This window comes from Alcanivorax sp. HI0044 (assembly GCF_001634945.1).
In genome coordinates, this window is the sequence record NZ_LWEZ01001229.1 from 1 (window position 1) to 20,059 (window position 20,059).

Consider the following 20,059-nt stretch of genomic DNA (forward strand, 5'->3'; position numbering starts at 1 on the left):
ACGGAATTCGCCCTTCTCGACCACATAACCATCACAATCCGGGTTGTTACCACAGATATGCAGCTTGCGCTTTTCGTCGATCAGGTAATTTTCCATGGCGGTGCCACACTTCTGGCACCGTTTTTTGCTGCGCAGTTCGTTGGTTTCCGCTTCGTCATCGTCATCCGCTTTTACCGCTTCGGCTTCTTCACCGGGCAGCAGATTCATGGTGGCGGTGCAGCGCTCTTTCGGCGGTAGCCCGTAGCCGGAACAGCCCAGGAACACGCCGGTGGAGCCGGTGCGAATCTGCATTGGGCGGCCACAGGTGGGACATTCAATATCCGTGTCGGTAGGCAGGTTGGCGCGCATCCCCCCCACTGCCTGCTTGCCAGTGCCTTCCCCCTGGGCGGCATCCAGCTTGCTGACGAAATCCTTGTAGAATTCGTTGAGCACGTCCTGCCAGTTTCGCAGCCCTTCAGCAACTTCATCCAGGGTTTCTTCCATGCTGGCGGTGAAGCCGTAATCCATCAGGTTGGGGAAGTTTTCCACCAGACGGTCGGTAACGATGTCACCCATCTTTTCTGCATAGAAGCGCCGGTTGTCCTGACGCACATAACCACGATCCTGGATCGTGGAAATGATCGCTGCGTAGGTAGACGGGCGGCCAATGCCGCGCTTTTCCAGTTCCTTGACCAGGCTCGCCTCAGTAAAACGGGCTGGCGGTTTGGTGAAGTGCTGGTTGGCATCCACATTGTCGATGGTCAGCACATCGCCTTCTTTCACATCCGGCAGCAAGGTATCTTCCTGCCCCTTACGTGACGCCGGTGGCTGAATGCGGGTCCAGCCATCAAACTTCATGATGCGCCCTTTCGCTTTCAGCTCGTAACCGTTGCCGGTGGCCGTCAGGGTGGAGCTCAGATATTCCGCCGGGGGCATCTGGCAGGCGATGAACTGTCGACGAATCAGCTCGTACAGGCGCTGGGCGTCGCGCTCCATATCTTTCAGGGAATCCGAGGTGCGCCGCACATCCGAAGGACGAATGGCTTCGTGCGCTTCCTGGGCCCCTTCCTTGCTGCTGTAGGACAGCGGCGCATCAGGCAGGTACTTGTCACCCAGTTTTTCGCCAATCCACTCCCGGCAGGCCGCCACGGCGTCTGAACTCAGGTTGGTGGAATCGGTACGCATGTAGGTAATGTGGCCGGCTTCATAAAGCCGCTGCGCCATCATCATGGTCTTTTTCACCCCGAAGCCCAGGCGGGTGCTCGCGGCCTGCTGCAGGGTAGAGGTAATAAAAGGCGCCGACGGCTTGGAGCGGGTGGGCCGCTGCTCACGCTGGCTGATGGTCAGGGTGCCAGCATTTTCCAGTGCCTGCTTGTGGGCGCCGGCGTCGTCACCGTTATTGGGCCGGAACGCCTGGCCGTTATGCTTGGCCACCTGCAGGCGCAGGGCTTCGCCGTCACCGCTGTGGGTGTCGCTGTACAGCTCCCAGAATTCTTCAGGGATAAAGGCGCGAATTTCACGCTCGCGCTCCACCACCAGCTCCACGGCCACCGACTGTACCCGGCCAGCGGACAGGCCTCGGGCAATTTTTTCCCACAACAGCGGGGAAATCATGAAACCCACTACCCGATCCAGAAAACGTCGGGCCTGCTGGGCTTCCACCCGGTGCAGGTCCAGCTTGCCGGGTTCTTCGAACGCCGCCTGAATCGCTTTCTTGGTAATTTCGTTGAATACCACCCGGTCAAACCGGTCATCGTCTCCGCCAATGACTTCCCGCAGGTGCCAGGCAATCGCCTCCCCTTCGCGGTCCAAATCCGTTGCCAGATAGATACGGTCGGCTTTCGCAGCCAGGCGCTTGAGTTCGTCGACCACCTTGTCCTTGCCGGGGAGCACCTCATAGTGAGCCGCCCAGCCTTTTTCCGGGTCGATCCCCATACGGTTAACCAGCTGTTTCTTGGCCTTCTTCTTTTTATAGGCGTCCCGCTCTTCTTTGGGCAGGGAACGGGTATACGCCGCCTCCTTGGCCCGCTCCTGAGGGGTGCTCTTTTTGGAGCCGCCACTGACCGGCAGATCCCGCACATGGCCGACACTGGACTTCACGATGAAGTCGTCGCCCAGGTAGCGGTTAATGGTCTTGGCCTTGGCAGGCGACTCCACAATTACTAGCGATTTTCCCATTCTCAGGTACTCAACATCCGGTCTAAGGCTCGTGATGGGCGCTATTTAGACAGCGCCGGTATAGGCGGGTCAAGCAGGAAGTGCCCCCGTTTTCCTTTTTTAGTAGTAGTACAGGCAGGCCTGCCAGGGCAACCCTCATCTGTGAAACAGCCCGCTGGCAACCCTGGCAAAGCGCGCTATACTGCAGGAAACCTCACGTTTTCAGGGAGAGAACCGTGCCCAGTCCCTACCGTAAAATCCTGGTTGCCATTGATGGCAGCGACGAATCCGCACAGGTGCTGTCCCGCGCTGCGGGCGTACTGTCGGGCAATGACGGCGAGCTCCATCTGATCCATGTCATCGAACCGCTGGCTCTGGCTTACGGCGCGGATGTGCCCATGGATGTGACGGACTTGCAAAGCGGCCTGATGAAACAGGCCCGTGAAATGGCAGACAAATACGCAGGGCAATACAAGATTCCCGAGACCAATGTTTACGTGGACATGGGATCCATCGAAAAGACCATTCTCGACAAGGCAGACAAGCTAGGGGCGGATTTGATCGTGGTGGGCAGCCATACTCGCAGCGGCCTGGCCCTGCTGCTGGGCTCAACCGCACGCGGGCTGGTGCCTGGCGCCCACTGCGACGTACTGGCCGTGAAAGTCGACCAGTAACAGAAAGCCCGGATGTCCCGCACCGGGGGAGCCCCCCACACGGGAACTGACGCAAACGCGAATCAGGTAAGCTGCAGCGCCCCGGTACTGGCCTGGCTTTCTCCGTTCCAACGACACAACAATTCAGCCAGCCCCTGAGCCTGCACTTTCAGTGCAGCCAGCTCTTCCTGGCTGTTTTTCTCACCATGAAAAACCGGCAGTTTGCGCATGGAATGGACCAGCTCGTGGGTCGGCGCCTGCATTCGTTTTACTTCCAGGGTCCAGCGGATGTGGTGAACAATCATATGGAAGAAGGCCAGACGGGTAGCCAACGAATAGGCACTGTCATCGTCGTTGAATTCATTGAAGTCCAGGCTTGCCAATACCGCCTCCCGAGCATTGTCCGCCACCTTTATGGTAGCGCTGCGGGGCGTTCCCAGAAGCATGGACAAGGTGCCAAATACTTCACCGGGTGAGACATAGTAAAGCGGAGCTTCCTCTGGATTATCCGAGAGGACTTCAAGCTGCCCCCGGAGCAAAAAATACAGGGTGGAATCCACATCACCAGCACGGATGACACTTTCCCCGGAAGCGGCTACCCAAAGGCGGGTCGTCTTTTCAAGCTGCGCAAATTCGTCCTGATCATCACGGGCGATTTCATTAAAAAACGGCACACCGGCTAACAGCTGGCGCCGCCGTTGCTGGCCGAAATCATTATTATTGGCCTGCTCCATCTACTATCCCCACTGTTATGATGGAATTATTGTCATATGCTAGTGCCCGCGTCGCAGCAGGGCAACGACGGGGACGTAAAAGCGGTATAAAAACTTCGCCAACAACTGCTCAAATAGCACTGTTCATATAGTCAGCATCCATGCTAGCATCCTGAATGTAGCACTGCCTGTCAGCCAAGACTTACAAGCTCAGGCAAACAACCATATGAATGCCTACACGAATCGCGCAGCTAGCACCGAACAAGAGCGCCCCGGCAAGATTGACAAGCGCTCCACTCTGCGGGAAACAGGGAGAAGGTTATGAGCAGCAAACTTACCGACCGGCAACAACAGGTTCTCGATTGCATCCGTGAATGTCTCTCGGACAGCGGCATGGCCCCAACCCGCGCAGAGATCGCCGACATCATGGGGTTCCAGTCAAAGAATGCGGCGTCCGACCATCTCCGCGCCCTGGAGCGTAAGGGCTACATAAAACTGCACAGCGATCGTTCTCGCGGCATCCAGTTGCTGGATCATGCCTATTGGGGCGAAGAGGAACTGCCCATTGTCGGCAAAGTCGCCGCTGGTGTTCCCATTGAAGCCATCGAGAACGTTGAGCGCACGGTGCCGGTGCCCCAGGGGCTGTTCAAGCAACGCCCTACCTATCTGTTGAAGGTTCAGGGCGACAGTATGGTGGATGCAGGTATCTTCGATGGGGACCTGATTGCCGTGCGCAAATCCAATGTGGCACGGTCCGGGGAAATCGTTGTGGCTCGCATTGACGAAGAAGTCACAGTGAAGACCTTAAAGTTGAACAAATCCAGCGCCACCCTGTTGCCGGCCAACGAAGCCTATGAGCCCATCAAGGTGCCCGCTGATCAACTTATCATCGAAGGCATATTTGTGGGGCTGATTCGTGACCCGAATTCTTATTAAAGCCTGTATCCACACGGGTATAGGTATCTGCCTGATTGTATGGAGTGCGTTTGCCATGGCTGAAACCCATCTTCTTGCGCCCTGCCCCGATTCTCCGAACTGTGTGTCCAGCCTGGCCACACAGAGCGATAAGCGCGTAGCCCCTCTGCAGGCTGGCGCCGATCGGGGAAGCAGCCTGAAAAAGCTGGAAAGCCTGCTTGGCAGCCTGCCCCGCGTGGAATATGACGTGGTCGGCCAATCACGCATCCAGGCCCGCTTCACCAGCCGAATCTTGCGGTTTGTGGACGATGTGACCTTCTATGTTCGCGATAATGGCGTGGTGGAAGTGCGCTCGGCCTCGCGGGCGGGGTATTGGGATTTAGGTGCTAACCGTCGTCGGGTAGAATCTCTGCGCGAGCAGCTATCTGAACAGGACACCGATGACCGCACCTCACAGCAACACACCTTCGAAAACGCAGAACACCGGGCCTGAGCAATGGGCCGATATCGGCGTTAACCTGACCGATCGGCAATTCAACGACGATCGCGACACGGTGATTGAACGGGCGGTCACGGCCGGGGTTGCCTGGCAATTGATTACCGGCACCAGTATCGACGAGTCACGCGCCGCCATTGCCCTGGCCGGCGAATATCCCACCCTGTTCGCCACCGCTGGTCTGCACCCGCACAGCGCCCGCTTTTACTCGCCTGCCCTGGAAAAAGAACTGCGAGAATTGCTCGCCCATGAGCAGACAAAAGCAGCAGGTGAGATGGGGCTGGATTTCAACAGGGACTTCTCTCCCCGCCCGGACCAGGAACGCGCCTTCGAAGCGCAACTGGCACTGGCGGCAGAGCTGAAGCTGCCTGTGTTCCTCCATGAGCGCGACGCCCACGAGCGTTTTCTACCCATCCTGAAAGCGTTTCGCGATGACTTGCCCGGCGCGGTCGTACATTGCTTCACCGGGTCACGTCAGGCGCTGTTTGGCTATCTGGATCTGGATTGCCATATCGGCATTACTGGCTGGGTTTGCGACGAGCGCCGCGGCAAGCCACTGGCAGAACTGGTGCCCAATATTCCGGATCAGCGCCTGCTGCTGGAAACCGACGCCCCTTACCTGCTGCCCCGGGACCTGCCGGAAGCCCCCCCAAAAAAACGCCGTAACGAACCGGCGCTACTCCCCTGGATTGGCCAGCAGGTCGCACAGTTACGTGGTCAGCAGACACCGGACGTGGCCGCCATGACCTATCACAATGCGTTAGCGTTATTTCGCTAACCGGGACGCTGTTCCATCACGGAACCGCGGAGGCTGCGGGTCGGGTTTACCCAAGGGCACAGAAAGCCTGGAAGGTATAACCCGGCAACCACAACTTCAGGAAAGGAACTGCTGCACGTCGAGCACGCCAAATGGCCAGGCCAGCTCTTTGCCCTCACGCACCAACACCGGAATCCGCTCACCATACTGTTCGATCAAGGCATCATCCTCGGCGATATCCACCGGGGTAAGCACCAGCCCCGGATTCACCATGGCCACCAGCTCCCTGGCCTGGTCACAAAGGTGACAACCCAGGGTGGTATAGAGCACAACCGTCATGCGTCCTCCACATGACGAATCGCGTAGCAGTAATGGATTTTTTCATTTCGCCGGAAATCCTCCGGGATACTCCAGCGGGAAATATCTTCCACGTCGAACCATTTACTGATGCTTTCATCCATCTGGAAACGGCGGTAATTACAGGAGAAATACAACACCCCACCCGGCTCCAGGCAACGCATGATTTTGCGAATCAGGTCGCCATGGTGTTCTTCCACCACAAAGTCACTGCGTGATTTGTTGTTGGAAAAGGTGGGCGGATCGCAGAACACCAGATCGAACTGCTCTTTGCACTCATCCAGCCAGCGCATGGCATCCATACGGGCCAGCTCGTGCTGGTCGGTGGAGAAGCCGTTGGCCGCCAGGTTACAGGCCATCCAGTCCAGATAGCGTTTCGACGAATCAACGGTCACCGTGCGCTTGGCGCCACCGACGGCAGCGTGCACCGTGGCTGAACCGGTGTAGGCAAACAGATTCAGGAAGCGTTTCCCGCTAGCCTGCTCCGCAATGCGCAGTCGCGTGGGGCGGTGATCCAGAAACAAACCGGTATCAAGGTAATCCTGCAGGTTTATCAGCAACTGAGCCTGACCTTCCCGCACTACCCGATAGTGCCCTTGGGTATCCAGCTTTTGGTATTGCTGGTTCCCCTTCTGTTTCTCGCGCGTACGCAGGTGCACTTGCTCACGGTGCACGCCAAGAGCCGCCCGCACCGCCGTTACCGCCCAGTCACGCCGCGCCTTGGCTTTTTCAGGGTCAATCGTTTTCGGTGCCTTGAATTCCTGCACCAGCACCTGGTCGCCATAGATATCCACCGCCACATTGAATTCCGGTAGATCGCGATCATAGAGGCGATAACACTGGATATCTTCCCGCTCCAGCCAGCGGCGCAGATGCTTGCCGTTTTTACGCAAACGGTTGAGCAAAGGCTGCGCGCCTTCCGGCACATTAAAAGCGCCCTCATCAGCGACTTGCGCCACCGCAGGCGGCGTTTGCTTGCGCGGGGAATACAGGCGAATAAAGTTATTGAAAGGCCCGTTCTTCAAGCGCCATTGCTGTTCCAGGTTCATCCCGGAACGATCCATCACATCCACATCGGCGCCTAACAACAACGCTTGATAACCCGGCGCGCGTACCGCAAGAATCCGGCCGATAGAATAGTGTAGCCAGCCCGCCTGCTGTTTCTCGTCAAGACGCTCGCCCCAGGGAGGATTACCCACCACAATGCCGTTGGCGACAAAGTCGCGTGGCCGCAGCGCCCCCAGCTCCCGGCGCTCAAAATGAATCGCATTGCGCACCCCGGCACGCTCGGCGTTCTGCAGTGCCAACGGCAGAGTCTTGCTATCGGCATCAAAGCCTTTCAATGACAACGCCGGCACTGGGCGATTCGCGCTCTCACCGGCTTCCTGCTGAGCATCCAGCCACAACTGGCGACGACAACCGCGCCAGTGCTGGAAACCATAGTGCTGGCGCTGGGCCCCTGCCGCGCGTCCGGCAGCCATCAAAGCGGCCTCAATCACCAGGGTGCCACTGCCGCAGAACGGGTCCAACAAGGCAGGATGTCGATCTGCCTTGCCCCAGCCGATGGCCCACAGCATCGCCGCCGCCAGGGTTTCACGCAACGGCGCCCGGCCGCCCGCAAGGCGGTAACCGCGACGATGCAGGGGCTCACCGGCCAGATCCAGCCACAGGTGCGCTTCGTTCAAGTCCAGACGGGCACGGATACAGCAACTGCCCTTCGGTTCCCGCGAAATCGCAAACTGCTCTGGTAGAGCCTGGATAAAACGTTTGGCGCTGATCCGGTTATCACCCCGTACCTCTGCGCCGTGCTCAATGTGCACGTGTACCGGCGCATTGTTGCCCACCAAAGACAGCCAATCCTGGCTGGCAGCCAGCTTTTCCGGGGCAATATCAGGGGTGACCCCCAACGTGGCCAGATGCAACAGAACCCGCTCGGACAGGCGCGACCACAGGCACACCTTAAGGGCATCCGCAGAGCCCCCAGTGAAGCTCACGTGGGCGCGCCCGGTTTCTGTTACGGATATGCCCAATGAAGACAATTCATCACTGAGCAAATCTGCCAGGCCTGGCATGCAGGTGGCCACAAATTCCATTACCAAATCCTCTTAAGTGACTGATTCATGCCCCACCCGAAAAACTAACTGCTTGTTTTTCATGGCATTACACAAACGGTCATCAACCTGTCCTTTATACGTCATATGCTTAACCAGCACTGACCATATTGCTACATGGTATTCGACACCACCTTACCGCTTTCACATACTGAATGTGTCGGCCCCGCTACTTGGCTACATATTCAGCCGAGGGGCCATTTTTCGGTACCGCTATCTGTGAAAGGGAAAGCGTTTATGAAGCGACAAAAACGTAGTAAAGACGACCGCGCTTACAACCGGGGATACAACGCCGGCCTGGATGGAAAATCCCGCGAAGACTGCCCGTTTGGCACGCTCCAGGCACGCACCAACTGGATGGGGGGATGGCGCGAAGGTCGCACTGACTTTGCTCACGGAATGCTCGGCGTCGCCAGCATCCAGAATCTGAAAAATATCGGTTAATATCTTCCAGTTTCACAACGCCGACGCGTTCACGCGCCGACCCACAGGGCCCCACCCGGGCCCTTTTTAATATCCGTCTTTAATGTCCATCTCAATACGCAACCAGGATGAAAACCTTTTGACCACTGAGAACGCCCTCGCTGCACGAGGTTCGTCCCCTGGAAGGGAACGCCTACAGCGGCTTCGTATAAAGCGCTAGCAGGCGGCTGAAAACCCGTTGCGCCTTTAGCTCAAATGCCTTTCGGCCAGGCACGGGCAATATCACCGATCAGACCCGGCCCCTGGTAGATCAAGCCACTGTAAATCTGTACCAGGTCCGCACCCTGGCGCTGTTTTTCCAGCGCATCATCAGCACTATTGATGCCCCCCACGCCGATAATCGGGATACGACCATTAAGCGCATGGCGCATGGCAGCCAGCGCCCGGTTGGCAATGGGGGTTAACGGCGCACCACTGAGCCCACCCTGCTCCTCTCCATGCTTCAGGCCCTGCACGCCCTCGCGGGACAAGGTGGTATTGCCCACGCACACACCGTCGATTCCGTGCTGCACAAAGGCTTCTGCCATCCCCTGCAGCTCTTCTTCGCTGTTATCCGGGGCAATCTTGATCACCAGCGGCACCCGGCGACGGTGCTCCTGGTCCAGGCGCGTCTGGGCTTCGCGCAACGTACCCAGCAGCTCATCCAGAGCCGCACCGTGCTGCAGGGTGCGCAAACCCGGCGTATTGGGCGAGGACACATTGACCACCAGGTAGCTGGCATAGGCATGCACTTTCTGCTGGCAAATCAGGTAGTCCTGAACCGCATCTTCCACCGGGGTATCCTTGTTCTTGCCAATGTTGATCCCCAGCACTCCTTTATAGCGGCTACGTTTCACCGCCCCTACCAGGTATTCCACGCCAAGATTATTGAACCCCATCCGGTTGATCAGCGCCTGGGCCTGGGGAAGGCGGAACAGGCGCGGCTGAGGATTACCCAGTTGCGGACGTGGCGTGACAGTCCCCACTTCAATAAAGCCAAAACCCAGATCAGCCAGACCATCGATACAGTCACCGTTCTTGTCCAGCCCGGCAGCCAGCCCCACCGGGTTGGCAAACTCGATGCCCATGACTTCTTTCGGTGCCGCCGGCACCGCACCCGGCCACAGCTTGCCTGCTCGCTTGCGCAGCAATGCCAGCGTCAGCTCGTGAGAATGCTCTTCAGAGAGAGAGAACAGTAAAGGTCGTGCCAGGGAGTACAGCATGAAAGAGCCCGATCGGTGGTAATCGGCGGCATTATAGCCAACGGCTCCGGTGACTTCGATGTTTTGTGTCCGACAGTGAAGCGAACGGTGAACCCATTGGAAAGCCGGTCCACGCGCTATCCCCTCCCAACATCCGCTACGCGGGGCATGTTGCCTGCAGCGTGAACCGTGTTGCAGCCGCAAAGCGGCACAAAAAAAGCCCGGCAGAGCCGGGCTTGAACATAACTAACGAAATCAGCGCGCCAGTTAACTGCGTAGTTTGGCGCGGGCCGGGTCCGGCTTGAGCAGGAAGCGAGCCAGAGCCGGCAGAAGCCAGAGGGCACCGATCATGTTCCACAGGAACATAAAGGTCAGCAGGATGCCCATGTCCGCCTGGAACTTGATGGAACTGAAGACCCAGAAGACAACACCCACCGCCAGGGTAATCCCGGTGAACGCCACCGCTTTACCTGTGGTTTTCAGGGTCTGCTTGTAGGCATCTTCCAGTTCCATACCCTGCTTCAGGTATTCAGACAGCTTGCTGTAGATATAAATGCCGTAATCCACACCGATACCTACACCCAAAGCGATCACCGGCAGAGTCGCGACTTTTACGCCGATACCCAGGTGAGCCATCAGTGCCTGACAGAGAATGGAGGTAAGCCCCAGCGGTACAATGATACAAATCACCGCACGGAAAGAGCGGAAAGCGATCAGGATCAGTACCGACACCACCGCATAAACCAGAGCCAGCATCGGGTACTGGCTGGCGGCGATGGTTTGGTTGGTGGCCGCTTCCACGCCGGCGTTACCGGAGGCCAGCTTCAGCTCCATCACATCCTTGTTGTTACGAGCCTCGGCAAAGTCAGCCACTGCACCGGTAACACGCTCCAACGTTTCAGCCTTGTGATCGTCCAGGAACACATAAACCGGTGTCAGCGAGCAATCCAGGTTGTACAGGCTGTCCGGCATGAAGCTCATGACGTTATTCAACGCATACTGGTCCCGGGAAATGGTCGCCCACTTCATGGACCCTTCATTCATGTTGGTCGAGATCAGCTTCGTCGCAGACGCGATGGTCGTCACGTCTTGCACCCCTTCCACATTGCGCAGGTTCCACGCCAGGTCATCCACGATTTGCATGGCCGCATAGGTGTTACAGGATTCCACCGGGGTCTTGCCCATAACCACCAGTACGTCCGCACTCACTGAGTAATTGGATACCAGGAAGTTGACGTCATGGTTGTAGCGGTAGCGAGGTTTGGGCTCATAACCACGGGGGCAATCCATGTCTTCACACGGGTCCGGCCACAATTCGGGCGCCCCTTTGTCCAGATCACCAATTTTCAGGTCCTGGCTCAGATAAATACCGGCACCGTAACCCGCCACAGCCACAGCGATGGACAGCGCGGCCAGTGGGGTGCGAGTAAAGCGGGCAAACAATCCTGCCAACGGATGATCTTTCTTCTCCCCTGCCTGAATCTTGCGAACGGAAGCTCCGCTCACGCCCAGATAAGACAGTACCAGCGGCACCACCACCAGGTTGGAAATAATGATCACCGCCACACCAATACTGGCCGCCATGGCCAGCTCACGGATCACCCCCACATCAATCATGTAGAGAGTGAGGAAGCCGATGGCATCCGACACCAGTGCCACCATGCCCGGCACACACAGCGCCTGGAAAGTAGCGCGTGCCGAATCCAGCGAGCTACGCCCTTCTGCGGCGTAGTTGGCCAGGGTGTTAACGATCTGAACACCGTGGGATACCGCAATGGCAAACACCAGGAACGGCACCAGCATGGAATAGGGATCGATGGTGAAGCCCAGGCTGCTGACAATGCCCAGCTGCCAGATAACGGCCACAAAGGAGCAGGCCGTCACGGTCAGTGCACTGCGCAGGCAGCGGGTATCGATTAACAGCAGAAGCGCGATCAGCCCCAGGGTGAAGAAGAAGAACATGGCCACTTCTTCCGCTGCCGCCATCACGTCACCAGCTTTTTTTGCCAGGCCGACAATGTGAATGCGAACGTTCGGGTATTTATCCTGATACTTGCCGCGGATCTCTTCCAGCCGGGCGGACAGAACCGGAATATCGACACCGTCATCGCCCAGCGCATCCAGCAAATAGGCGTGTACTACGCTGGACTGGAAGTTATCGGCGACCAGACGGCCCACCTGCCCGGAACGCAGCACGTTGGTGCGCAGTTGTTCCAGCGAATCTTGCGAGCCATCGTAGCCTGCAGGAATCACTTCCCCGCCCTGAAAGCCCTGTTCGGTCACTTCGTTCCAGCGTACATTGCTGGTCCACAGTGAACGGATTTTGCTCGGATCAACGCCTTCCAGCGCGAACACTTCGTCAGTGATTTCTTTCAACGCATTGACATAGTCTTCGTTGAAAATGTCATCGCCTTGAGTTTCCGCAACAATCACGCGGACATCATTACCCAAGCTCAAGTCATTTTGGTGTTCGAGGAAGTTCTGAATATAAGGATGATCCAGCGGAACCATCTTGCGGATATCGGTGTTCAGTTGGATCTTGCTAGCCTGGAACCCCAACAGCACGGTGGCTGCGATAAAGGCCAGCAGAATCAGGGGCCGAACAGCAAACAGCCCACTGGCAATACTTTTGGAAATACGACCTGACATTGCTGAGCCCCTTATTTAACGTCTTCAATCACGCGCAATCCACCCTGCCCGGCGACAAGAATGCCACCTGCATCACGGGGAAGAACTGCGGAGATAGAATCGCGATCCGGCAAGAACCGCAGGGAGAAAGATTGACCGCCATCATGGCTGGTAAGGATGCCACCGGCGTTAGTGACCAGTACCACGGTGCCATCCGCCAGTACCGTGCCATCGTTAACACCACGGCTCAGCTTTGAGGGGATTTTCACCCAACTGCGACCCCGATTGGCCGTCAACCACACATTGCCCTGCAGGCCGTAAGTGAGCGCTTTATAATCAGAGATCGCCGTCACCCCGAACAGGGTGCCGCTGTAAGGGCTTTGCAGTTTTTCCCAGCTCATGCCTTTATCAGCTGAGTGGAACATCACGCCTTTTTCGCCCACCACGTAACGATCGTTTCCACCTTTGGCAGCGGCATAGTCATACAAATGCCAGCCATCACGGTTATCCAGACGATCCAGAGCTTTATTCCAGGTTTCACCACCATCGGTGGTTTGCAGGAAGTAGCCATATCCTCCCACAGCAACGGCACGATCACGGCTATCACAGAACACATCCAGCAACGGTGCACCGGAGGTATCTACCGGTGCCATGGCAGCACTATCGCCATAGAGATCGTCGCCTTCATCACCGTAGGCATCATCACCATAGGGGTCGCCATAGAGATCATCCATGGCGTAGTCATCCAGCTCCTCCTCAACCGGCGCCGCATCCTCCTCGCCGCTACCCAAGGGGTCACTGTACTGCACGGTCCAGGTTTCACCGCCATCATCACTGCCCAGTACCACCGCATCGTGGCCAACGGCCCAGCCATGGCGGGCATCAGCAAAACACACCGAGGTGAGCAGTACTTCAGATGGCGTTACCGCCTGCTTCCAGTGATCGCCTTGATCATCGGAATAGAGAATTTTACCCCGGTCACCCACAGCAACGACCCGGCTATCCGCATAAGCGATATCCAGATAATTGTTAGCCGTGACCAGTGGAGCATCATTCGAAACGAAATCTGCCTGCAGAGGCGCAGACAGCATGGCCGACAGAGCCATTAACACTGTTTTTTTCATTGTCCCTTACTCTTCCCGAGGGCCCCGTTCCAGGGCCGAGCACAAAACGACCGGGGGCCATGGGTGGCGTCCCGGTCGTTTTGCCTTGCCGGCTTCATTGAGCCGGCATTTTTTATAATTAACGACCGCGGCGACGTAGCGCTGCCGGGTGGAAATAACGATCGCCCGGTACCGGCTGGCTGTAATCCAGGATGGAAGACTCTTCGTTATCCAGGAACTGCACGTGGTAACGCTGAGCACGCAGGTCGTGGAAGGTATCCAGAGCCGTCCACTGGGTCGGCACTTCGTAGTAGTTCTTGATGTAAGCCAGGCTCACGCGCCACAGCTCGCCACGACGGTCGTACTGGTCGATGGCGGCAATCTGCCAGGAATCTGCATCAATATAGAAACGACGCTTCTGGTAGATGTGTCGCTCACCTTCTTTCAGGTTTGCTTCCACCACCCAGACGCGATGCAGTTCCCAACGCTGGTAATCCGCATTGACGTGCCCTGGCTGCAGCAAGGTCTCGTACTTCACATCCGGGCTATCCAGCTTGTAGTTGTTGTACGGGATGAACATTTCCACTGGTTTCTCGCTAACCAGCTTCCAGTTGTACTTGTCCGGCGCACCGTTATACATATCGGTGTCGTCTGCCGTACGCAGGCCATCGGCCGCCGCAATCGGCGTGTCGTAAGCCAGGTTAGGTGCACGACGCACGCGACGCTGGCCGGCATTGTAGCCCCAAGCTTGGCGCGGCATTTTTTGTTGGTCCAGCATTTCGTGTACCAGTACCGCACCGCCAGCCAGACGTGCCGGCGCTTTGGTGAAGGACAGGTAGTAGAAAATGATGTTATCCAGGGAGTCAAAGTTGTACTTCGGATCGTAATAACGGAAATACACTTCCTGCTGTGAGGTAATCAGCGAGTAGGCACCGCTACGCTGAACAGCCACTTCTGACGCACGACGCACCACGTACAGACCACGCCAGCGCAAAATGTGATTCCAGATTGCCTGCTTGGCTTTCTGCTCGTTAGTACCGCTCAGAATCGGGAACGGAATGCCGCCGAAAGCATTGTCCACGCCGGTTTCACCCAGCTTGGCCTTGGTGGCGTTGCTTTTGGTGTTGTCGTACACCCATTGTGGCGCAGACGTAGAGCGGTGGCTCGGGTACACATTCAGCTTGAAGGTATCCGGGTAGGTTTTCAGCATGGCCTGCACACCGTCCGGCACCTTATCCGCATACTGGGACACGTTCTGGGCGTTAATGGTGAAGGCGATTTTGTCAGATTTGTACGGGTCCGGGTGATGCTGGCCCGGACGGGTATAAGTCTTGGGAATATCCTTGCGCTGGATGCCGCCGGTGTAATCCGGGATACCCAGACCTGTAGAGGTAGCTTTGCCGTTGCCTTTAATCTGTGCACCGAAAGGCGTCAGGGATGTACCCAGCTTCGCCGCTTCCTGGCTGGAAACACCAGCGTGCACATTGGCCGCCACACTCAGAGACAGTGCCAGGGCACCACCCATTGCGGTCAATTTCTTCAACATGATTGCTCTCCGTTAAAAACAGGCCGGCACCCCGGCCTGGAACAAATTAGAAAGAGTACTTAACAGAAACCGAAGCGTTGTTCCGGTCGGCCAGTTTGTTGGAATATTTGGCGCCCCAGAAGGTGGTACCAGACATGGCCACTTCCAGGTTGTTCAAGTACAGGAAACTCACGCCCAGGGTGGCTGCTTTACGGTCTTCCATAAAGTTGCCGCCAATCGGAGAGTTACCGTTTACATCATGGGCAAAACGCACGCTCGGGCTCATGGAAACGCCCGCGAAAACATTACTGTAATCCGCCTTCAGCACCGCACGGTAGCCCCAGGAAGTAGGGTCCATATAATACTTATTCGGATCATCAGGGCTGAGAATCTGGGCCTCGGAGTCCAGAATAGCCGCTGTTGAATTGTATTCCAGATCAGGGTTTTCCAACCCTTCGATGTGCTCGACACCAAGTTCAAGCAATGCAATCAAACCATCAGAACCAAATGTTGGGCCAAAGTTGAAGATACTTACGAGTGAGCCGTTATAGCTTTCCACTTCGTCGTAGAAATAGTACAGATGACCGTCTTGTACCAAAGCATCAGCGGACAAACAGGAGCCGCCCATCTCCGCGCGAACACAGTGCCCAGTCAAATCACCAATAGCCACATCCTGACCTTGCAGTGCGGACTGTCCCGCAACACCAGCAAGGGCAGAAATCAGGTTATCACCGCCTTCATTGATAATTGCACGTTTCGGCCGATATGCCAGTTCACCAGCAAGCGACATGCTGCCAATGCTGGTATTAAAGCTGGCGCCAAACATGTCCTGATCTTCTACATAGGCCATCTGATATTCGGCAGTATCGATGGTTCTCGCCATTTCTGTAACGCCACCGCCCTTGCCGTTCTGCAGATTATTCAAGCTAGAACCAACGACGGGGGTACGAGCATGGGTTCTGGTATAATAAAGAGCAAACTCAGTCCCATTTAGTCCTTCGGCAAAGTAACGATACGCCAAACCGAACTGGCCGCTGTCGCTAGCTTCTCTATCGCGTATACGATTTACCGTTACTTGAGTGGCTTCATACTGGTAATCAGAACCGTAATTTGAGGCGGTATAGTTTGCAAAACCGGGCTCAAGAATACCTGGTGAAGGAATAGCTCCCGAACTAACGGCACTCAGCGCAACAACGCGACCATCTACAATTACATTGTCCGCCCCTTTGCCAGGGAAGGCATCATGGGTAGAGAAGTAAGTGCCGGACGGCGCATCTTCAGAGTTCTTCCACTCAAACTGGTAGAACGCTTCCAGCGTGGCATTGAAGGTCAGGCCGTAAGAAAAGTAGAGGCTGTCTAGCGGCAGCAAGGCTTCCTTGATCTCGGAACCTGGCAGACGCAGAGCGTTCAGGTCAAAATAATTAGCGGTATTGACGCCGTTCTGCATGAACAGCGCCTCCCCCCAATTGATAACCTGCTGACCAAGGCGCACGTTCAGCGGTCGCTCGAAAAGATCGAAATTACCCCATACATATGCATCAAGCAGTCGGGCTCTCTGGCCAGCGTAACGTTCAGCGTCACGGCTGAAATCATCACCAGTACCATTGTTCGCGTAATCGGAATAGGTGGCATAACGGGTAAAGCCCATGGCACCAGGGAAACCGGCCGCTTTAACAAGCTGCCCTCCATCATGCCCGCCACCCATGATCACCTGATCATAAAACGCGGTGCCGCGCAGAAACATGCCGTACTTGCCCTGCCAGCTCAGATCCAGCTCCGGGGTAATTTTGTACACCAGAGAAGCCAGGCCCGTATCGTAGTTATTATTGGCATCGTTCTTGTTGATCTGAGAACCGTAACCGGCCTTGGTCATGTCAACCACATCACCGGTGGCTGCCAACATGGAGTCTTGCCCTTCGGTCCGGAACAAGGCACCTACAGACAAGGTCGTATCCAGTCGCCCGGACCAGTCCGGGTTTTCAAAATCCAGTTGAACCGCTGAAGCAGGAAGGGACAGCCCGGTAAGGGCAGTGATGCTGGCCACAGCCATCGCCAGCCTGGTTTTACGCAGGTGATTATTATTCATGTAGCTCTCCGAATTGCCATGCGCATGGCTTTATTGTTTTTACTCGGGCAACAGTAGCTCCCATTTGCAGCAGGTCCCATCATTCTTCCTGATACAAACCACCGCCCGAGCTAATGCATAATTCTTACACATCAGGGAAAAAAATAAATCCCCTGTGTACTCTATTATTAACGACCAGCCGGTCATCCCGTTATTCGCCCCGTACAGCTCCATCAGGCGGCTCCCGGAAATCAGGATGACAGTATACGGCCCAGTACTTCTGCCACGTTACTGGATGCATTTTTTTGCACATTGGCAAGCACTTCTGCCAGCCGCTCCCGGCGCTGCGGTTCAAGCCGAGGCAAGCGCGCCGCACCATTGGCAAGGCGGGCCGCCACCTGCGGATTGATGGCATCCAGCCGGGACAGTGCCTGAGCAAACAACCGGTAGCCCTCCCCATTTTCCGCATGGAAGGCTGACGGGTTGCCATTGGTGAATGTACCCACCAGTGCCCTCACCCGATTTGGCGTTTTCCAGTCAAAGGCCGGGTGTTCGAGCAGGCCATTGACTCGCTCGACGGTCTGCTCGCCCGGCACCGTAGCCTGCACCGCAAACCACTGATCCATCACCAGCGCCTCTTCCTGCCAACGCTCGGCAAACTGTGCCAGTGCCTGATCAGCCCCCGGCAAGCCATGGTGCACCAGTACCTTCAGCGCGCCCAGCTCTTCGCTCATGCACAGGGGAAGCTCGAACAGTTCCACCGCCAATCGCGCCGCTTCGTCGTGTCCGCCTGCTGCCAAAAAGTCCAGTGCCAGATTACGTAATTGCCGCCGCCCCATGGCACGGCCATCCATGCTCAATTCCGTCGCCAGCAGGTTTTCTGCCAGCGACAGCCAGTACGGTTGCAGAGCCTTGCCCAGTGCCCGTTTCATGGCACGGTGAGCCCGGTGAATGGATGCCGGGCTCAAGGGTGTATGCCGGTCACCCAATGCCACTTCACTGGGCAAGGTGAGCAACAACGCGGCCTGAGCGGGATCTTCATCGCTGCGTGCAATGACCTGTTCCAGCACGGGCACCAGCGCCGCAGCTTCAGCATCCGCCTCCCCAGGCTCAACCACCAGCCGATCCAGGGCGGCAAAGTAAAGGCGCTGAGCCGCATTCCAGCGGCAATAGCCATCACTGTCATACGCCAGCAGTCGTGCCAGCTGCGCCTGCGTGTAGGCATAATCCAGCACCACCGGGGCAGAGAATCCACGCAGTAACGAGGGCGTCACACCTTCAGGCACCGCGAAAGACACGGTTTGTTGCACCTGATCCACAATGATGACCTGCTCACCCTGCCCGTTCGCGCCCAGCGCACAGGGCGCACCCTGTTCATCCAGCAGGGCCAGACGGATCGGGATCACCAGAGGCTGCTTGTCCTCCTGACCGGGGGTGGCAGGAGTATGTTGCCGAAAAGTGAGGTGATATTGCCCCTCACTGTACTCGTCGGTAACGGTCAGCACCGGCGTGCCCGCCTGGCTGTACCAACGTTTGAACTGGCCCAGATCACGGCCGGAAACGGCCTCCATGCTGGCCACGAAGTCATCACAGGTTACCGCCTTGCCATCATTTACCTCGAAATAATGATCTGTCGCCCTGCGGAAATTCTCCGCCCCCAGCAGGTGATACTGCATGCGAACAATTTCCGCCCCTTTTTCATAAATGGTCAGGGTGTAGAAATTATCAATTTTCTGGTATTCCTCCGGGCGAACGGCGTGGGCCATGGGCCCCTGATCTTCCGGGAATTGGTGGTTCACCAGGAAATCCACGTTCTCCACCCGCTGAACGGCAGCGGAATTCATGTCCGCCGAAAATTGCTGATCGCGAAAGACCGTAAACCCTTCTTTCAGGCTTAGCTGAAACCAGTCGCGACAGGTCACCCGGTTACCGGACCAGTTATGGAAGTATTCGTGAGCCACCACGGATTCCACCCGCTGGAACCCTGCGTCTGTGGTAGTCGAGGGGTGGGCCAGCACACAGGAGGTGTTGAAGATATTGAGGCCCTTGTTTTCCATGGCCCCCATGTTGAAGTGGCTGACCGCCACGATCATGTAGATATCCAGATCGTATTCGCGGCCATAGGCCTGCTCATCCCAGCGCATGGCGTTTTTCAGCGACGCCATGGCATGGTCCAGCTTGTCCAGATCACGGTGCTCAGCATACAGCCGCAATGCCACCTTGCGCCCGGATACCGTCACGAAGGTATCTTCCAGGCAAGACAGGTCACCGGCCACCAGGGCAAACAGATAACAGGGTTTCGGGAACGGGTCTTCCCAGGTCACCCAGTGGCGCCCCCCCTCTTCTCCCTGATCTACCGGGTTACCATTGGATAACAGCAACGGATAGCGCTGCTTATCCGCCCGCACCGTAGTGGTAAATCGAGACAGAACATCCGGACGGTCCGGGAAAAACGTAATATGGCGAAAGCCTTCCGCTTCGCACTGGGTGCAATACATGCCATTGGACTGGTACAACCCTTCCAGCGCGGTATTGTTTTCCGGCTCAATATCGACCACGGAGGTGAGCGTACAGGCTTCAGGCAGCCCCTCAACGGTTAACAGGCCATTCTCGTAGTGATAGCGGTCGCTATCGAGCACCACATCATCAAGCGCCAGAGTACGCAAGAGGAGGCCTTCACCATTGAAGGTCATTACTGTGGCGTCAGGAGAGGCGGGATTGCGACGCAGAGACAAGCTGCTAGTGACAGTAGTCACGCCATCACGGATATCCACATCCAGCGCCACCCACTCAACCAGATAGGCCGGCGGCTGGTAGTTCACCAAGCGGGTGGTTTTGACTGTTTGTGCACCTTCCATAACCCTACTCCTGAAAAAGGTTTGCCTGACGGCCAATCCAATCCGTCCCGGCACAGCCCTAACGGCTGCTCTGCGAAA

Annotated in this window: 15 protein-coding genes; 5 read left to right on the forward strand and 10 right to left on the reverse strand. The window is 56.7% G+C overall.

The window, feature by feature from the left end; translation table 11 throughout:
• On the reverse strand, nucleotides 1-2,157 hold a 2,157-nt coding region (gene topA, locus A3730_RS17255), incomplete at its 3' end, for a type I DNA topoisomerase (RefSeq protein WP_063538555.1).
• A gap of 215 nt (nucleotides 2,158-2,372) precedes the next feature.
• Between topA and A3730_RS17260 the strand changes: the two genes are divergently transcribed.
• Nucleotides 2,373-2,810: a universal stress protein gene (locus tag A3730_RS17260; protein ID WP_063538545.1), complete on the forward strand. Its 438-nt coding sequence runs from the start codon at nucleotides 2,373-2,375 to the stop codon at nucleotides 2,808-2,810.
• 62 nt (nucleotides 2,811-2,872) lie between these two features.
• Here the strand turns inward: A3730_RS17260 and A3730_RS17265 are convergent, their stop codons facing one another.
• On the reverse strand, nucleotides 2,873-3,523 hold the full coding sequence (locus A3730_RS17265; protein WP_063521693.1) for a cyclic nucleotide-binding domain-containing protein: 651 nt from the start codon (nucleotides 3,521-3,523) through the stop codon (nucleotides 2,873-2,875).
• A 300-nt stretch (nucleotides 3,524-3,823) separates the two neighbouring features.
• On the opposite strand from A3730_RS17265, the gene lexA reads away from it, so the two are divergent.
• The 3 genes from lexA to A3730_RS17280 are packed head-to-tail and all read left to right on the forward strand — an operon-like array spanning nucleotide 3,824 to nucleotide 5,691.
• On the forward strand, nucleotides 3,824-4,438 hold the full coding sequence (lexA, locus tag A3730_RS17270; protein WP_063520830.1) for a transcriptional repressor LexA: 615 nt from the start codon (nucleotides 3,824-3,826) through the stop codon (nucleotides 4,436-4,438).
• A gap of 55 nt (nucleotides 4,439-4,493) precedes the next feature.
• Entirely contained in the window at nucleotides 4,494-4,910 is a 417-nt protein-coding gene (locus tag A3730_RS17275; RefSeq protein ID WP_063520831.1) for a DUF1499 domain-containing protein, read from the forward strand.
• Nucleotides 4,858-5,691, forward strand: a complete 834-nt coding sequence (locus A3730_RS17280; protein WP_063520832.1) for a TatD family hydrolase — start codon at nucleotides 4,858-4,860, stop codon at nucleotides 5,689-5,691. The genes A3730_RS17275 and A3730_RS17280 overlap by 53 nt, the downstream gene beginning before the upstream one ends.
• A gap of 96 nt (nucleotides 5,692-5,787) precedes the next feature.
• Here the strand turns inward: A3730_RS17280 and A3730_RS17285 are convergent, their stop codons facing one another.
• Both A3730_RS17285 and rlmKL read right to left on the reverse strand, forming a co-directional pair.
• Nucleotides 5,788-6,009 carry a glutaredoxin family protein gene (locus tag A3730_RS17285; RefSeq protein WP_063520833.1) on the reverse strand — a complete coding sequence of 74 codons (222 nt, stop codon included), beginning with the start codon at nucleotides 6,007-6,009 and terminating at the stop codon, nucleotides 5,788-5,790.
• On the reverse strand, nucleotides 6,006-8,120 hold the full coding sequence (gene rlmKL / locus A3730_RS17290) for a bifunctional 23S rRNA (guanine(2069)-N(7))-methyltransferase RlmK/23S rRNA (guanine(2445)-N(2))-methyltransferase RlmL (protein ID WP_063538547.1): 2,115 nt from the start codon (nucleotides 8,118-8,120) through the stop codon (nucleotides 6,006-6,008). The genes A3730_RS17285 and rlmKL overlap by 4 nt, the downstream gene beginning before the upstream one ends.
• 255 nt (nucleotides 8,121-8,375) lie before the next feature.
• Between rlmKL and rmf the strand changes: the two genes are divergently transcribed.
• On the forward strand, nucleotides 8,376-8,582 hold the full coding sequence (rmf, locus tag A3730_RS17295) for a ribosome modulation factor (protein ID WP_007149522.1): 207 nt from the start codon (nucleotides 8,376-8,378) through the stop codon (nucleotides 8,580-8,582).
• Between the two features lie 230 nt (nucleotides 8,583-8,812).
• Here rmf and A3730_RS17300 read toward each other — a convergent pair whose 3' ends face one another.
• From A3730_RS17300 to pepN, 6 genes are all read right to left on the reverse strand, one after another.
• Entirely contained in the window at nucleotides 8,813-9,823 is a 1,011-nt protein-coding gene (locus A3730_RS17300) for a quinone-dependent dihydroorotate dehydrogenase (protein WP_063521044.1), read from the reverse strand.
• Nucleotides 9,824-10,069: 246 nt separating this feature from the next.
• Complete coding sequence (locus A3730_RS17305) at nucleotides 10,070-12,451, reverse strand: RND family transporter (protein WP_063519493.1); 2,382 nt, start codon at nucleotides 12,449-12,451, stop codon at nucleotides 10,070-10,072.
• Nucleotides 12,452-12,462: 11 nt separating this feature from the next.
• On the reverse strand, nucleotides 12,463-13,554 hold the full coding sequence (locus tag A3730_RS17310; protein WP_063519492.1) for a YCF48-related protein: 1,092 nt from the start codon (nucleotides 13,552-13,554) through the stop codon (nucleotides 12,463-12,465).
• A 118-nt stretch (nucleotides 13,555-13,672) separates the two neighbouring features.
• Nucleotides 13,673-15,079, reverse strand: coding sequence for a DUF1329 domain-containing protein (locus A3730_RS17315; protein WP_063538549.1), 1,407 nt, complete (start codon nucleotides 15,077-15,079; stop codon nucleotides 13,673-13,675).
• Nucleotides 15,080-15,125: 46 nt separating this feature from the next.
• Nucleotides 15,126-17,144 carry a DUF1302 domain-containing protein gene (locus A3730_RS17320; RefSeq protein WP_063520243.1) on the reverse strand — a complete coding sequence of 673 codons (2,019 nt, stop codon included), beginning with the start codon at nucleotides 17,142-17,144 and terminating at the stop codon, nucleotides 15,126-15,128.
• Between the two features lie 230 nt (nucleotides 17,145-17,374).
• The gene (gene pepN, locus A3730_RS17325; RefSeq protein ID WP_063520242.1) at nucleotides 17,375-19,981 is read right to left on the reverse strand and encodes an aminopeptidase N; all 2,607 of its coding nucleotides are present in this window, start codon (nucleotides 19,979-19,981) and stop codon (nucleotides 17,375-17,377) included.
• Nucleotides 19,982-20,059 lie beyond the last annotated feature (78 nt).

Bases quoted from the DNA above. Each gene is read 5' to 3' on its own strand.
- A3730_RS17285 (WP_063520833.1), bottom strand. From the start codon at position 6,009: ATGACGGTTGTGCTCTATACCACCCTGGGTTGTCACCTTTGTGACCAG.
- lexA (WP_063520830.1), top strand. From the start codon at position 3,824: ATGAGCAGCAAACTTACCGACCGGCAACAACAGGTTCTCGATTGCATC.
- A3730_RS17300 (WP_063521044.1), bottom strand. From the start codon at position 9,823: ATGCTGTACTCCCTGGCACGACCTTTACTGTTCTCTCTCTCTGAAGAG.
- rlmKL (WP_063538547.1), bottom strand. From the start codon at position 8,120: ATGGAATTTGTGGCCACCTGCATGCCAGGCCTGGCAGATTTGCTCAGT.
- rmf (WP_007149522.1), top strand. From the start codon at position 8,376: ATGAAGCGACAAAAACGTAGTAAAGACGACCGCGCTTACAACCGGGGA.
- A3730_RS17310 (WP_063519492.1), bottom strand. From the start codon at position 13,554: ATGAAAAAAACAGTGTTAATGGCTCTGTCGGCCATGCTGTCTGCGCCT.
- A3730_RS17265 (WP_063521693.1), bottom strand. From the start codon at position 3,523: ATGGAGCAGGCCAATAATAATGATTTCGGCCAGCAACGGCGGCGCCAG.
- A3730_RS17315 (WP_063538549.1), bottom strand. From the start codon at position 15,079: ATGTTGAAGAAATTGACCGCAATGGGTGGTGCCCTGGCACTGTCTCTG.
- pepN (WP_063520242.1), bottom strand. From the start codon at position 19,981: ATGGAAGGTGCACAAACAGTCAAAACCACCCGCTTGGTGAACTACCAG.
- A3730_RS17305 (WP_063519493.1), bottom strand. From the start codon at position 12,451: ATGTCAGGTCGTATTTCCAAAAGTATTGCCAGTGGGCTGTTTGCTGTT.
- A3730_RS17320 (WP_063520243.1), bottom strand. From the start codon at position 17,144: ATGAATAATAATCACCTGCGTAAAACCAGGCTGGCGATGGCTGTGGCC.
- A3730_RS17280 (WP_063520832.1), top strand. From the start codon at position 4,858: ATGACCGCACCTCACAGCAACACACCTTCGAAAACGCAGAACACCGGG.
- A3730_RS17275 (WP_063520831.1), top strand. From the start codon at position 4,494: ATGGCTGAAACCCATCTTCTTGCGCCCTGCCCCGATTCTCCGAACTGT.